Origin of the sequence: Niastella sp. (assembly GCF_045805085.1) — a bacterium.
Lineage (GTDB): Bacteria > Bacteroidota > Bacteroidia > Chitinophagales > Chitinophagaceae > Niastella.
Window position 1 is genome coordinate 1 of record NZ_JBJMLX010000077.1, and the last position, 1892, is coordinate 1892.

The 1892-nt window shown below is 46.8% G+C and carries 2 protein-coding genes and 1 pseudogene; all 3 read right to left on the minus strand.

The window, feature by feature from the left end; all coding sequences use genetic code 11:
• A pseudogene (locus ACJ751_RS03455) lies at positions 1–497 on the minus strand (hypothetical protein); the annotation flags it as partial.
• Between the two features lie 9 nt (positions 498–506).
• Positions 507–1148, minus strand: a complete 642-nt coding sequence (locus ACJ751_RS03460; protein ID WP_407743978.1) for an ATP-binding cassette domain-containing protein — start codon at positions 1146–1148, stop codon at positions 507–509.
• 91 nt (positions 1149–1239) lie between these two features.
• A partial coding sequence (locus ACJ751_RS03465; protein WP_407743979.1) for a hypothetical protein occupies positions 1240–1892 on the minus strand: 653 nt, incomplete at its 5' end.

The window sequence follows — 1892 nt, forward strand, 5'->3', positions numbered from 1 at the left end:
CCGGGCGCAAACACGTTGTATATTTCCAGGAAGTCGGAAGAGAAAACGATGGGGATGTAATCCTGTCCTTCCTTCCAGGTGAAGTTGGGAGGAACCGTGTCGATAAAATTATTGTCCAGCGACTCCAGGAACATATCGGTGCTGAAGGGAATAATGTCACCGGCGCTTAATTGTACCCGGAAGCGGTTGGCGGTGAGCGGCGATACACCTTCTACAAAAGGTTTGTCAGCAATGTCTTTAATATCGTTGGCGTTGAACAGGTTCTTCTCCAGCTGGCCCATGGTTTCATTGGTGATGGTTTTGGAGATGGAAATAAAATCAGAACCTTCCTTGCGCTGGCTATCACTACCTAACAACTGCTGAATGTTGATGTACATTTGAATGGAGCACAACAACAACAATACGCCAATGCCTAAACCAACATAGGAGAACCAGCGGGAGCCGGTGTTGGTGCCTGTTTGCAATAAGGAGCGAATGGGTTTAAATGATACTACCACGGGTAATGATTACAAATGAAAAATTCGGGTGTACGGAAACCAGTCGATACGTTCCAGGTCGGCAAAGATGATGGCCGCATTGCGCAATTTGGCTTCTTCAAGCATCAATTGCATCGCGTTCTGCGAGTTCTTATCATCCAGGTGACTAAAAGGCTCATCGAGCAACAGGAAATCGAAGGGCTGCATCAGCGCGCGAATGATGGCCACGCGTTGTTGTTCGCCATAGGAACAGATGCGGCTTTTGGATGCCAGCTTGTTGCCAATGCCCAACCATTCCGCCATCTCCCTGATCTTTTCTGCGGGATGAAAAGGATTCAGTTGCCGTTTCAGTTCAATATTTTCCTGTACCGATTGTTCGGGAAACAGGCGCAGGTCCTGGAGCACAATGCTCACATGATCTTTCCGGTAACCGGCAAAATCTTCCGGCGTATAGTTCCTGAGATTAGCTGCATTGTATACGATGTTACCATTATACTCATTGCGCATGCCATACAAAAAATGCATGAGCGAGGTTTTACCGCTGCCTGATGGTGCCACGATCTTTATATACTCGCCTTTTGTGAAGGTGAGGTCCTGGCGCCATATTTCGGACCCGGTACGATGGTTTTCATCGAAATAAACAGGTAACACCTGCTGTAATTGGAGTTGCATGCTGCGAAATAATTACTGAATCATGAAACAAGCCTGCCCGTAGGTGTTGTTCCGGTGAGCAGGCTTGTTCCTTATTTAAATATAGTGCTATTTATGGATGTAATACTGGTTCAAGCGCCGCCAGACCTGCTGCTGCCGGGTCGGTATACCTTACCTGCGCATCGCCTTGATTGCGTTTGGGATGTAAGGTTTTACCCATTGCATCCAGGTATTTGTTGAGCTGTTTCAGGCTGTTGGTGCTTTTATCAACCAGGTTTATTTCCACCTCGCCAACAAAGGCATCGTCTTTTTGACCACCGCTGACCATGAACACATCCTGCCACATGCCAATAGAAAGATCTAACGCGGCTTTAGCGCTGCTGTCAGTAATGGCAGGGCCCCCTGATCTCATTAAACGCTGAAGATCGATATAACCACCAAACGATTTACCGCTAATGCGGCTGGTGAAGGGAAAGTTATTGTTACCACCGCTTAAAAAGGCATTCACCTGCTCAGGAGAATTGCTGGCTGCAAACCAATCGTTGTTCATTTGAAAATGTACATTGTTTGTGATCTCCGGCATTGCCTGCGTCTTTTTTTGCAGAATGTTGAATAGCTTATCGAATGAAGGTTTTTCGTTCACAGAAGTGGCAAACAGGATGTTTGCATGCGGCATATCATTCTTGATCACCATCGGTGCACCGCCATCAGGGTTGGGGATGGTTGTTTCGTGTTTGATCTCAAAATCGCTTACCGATAACAGTA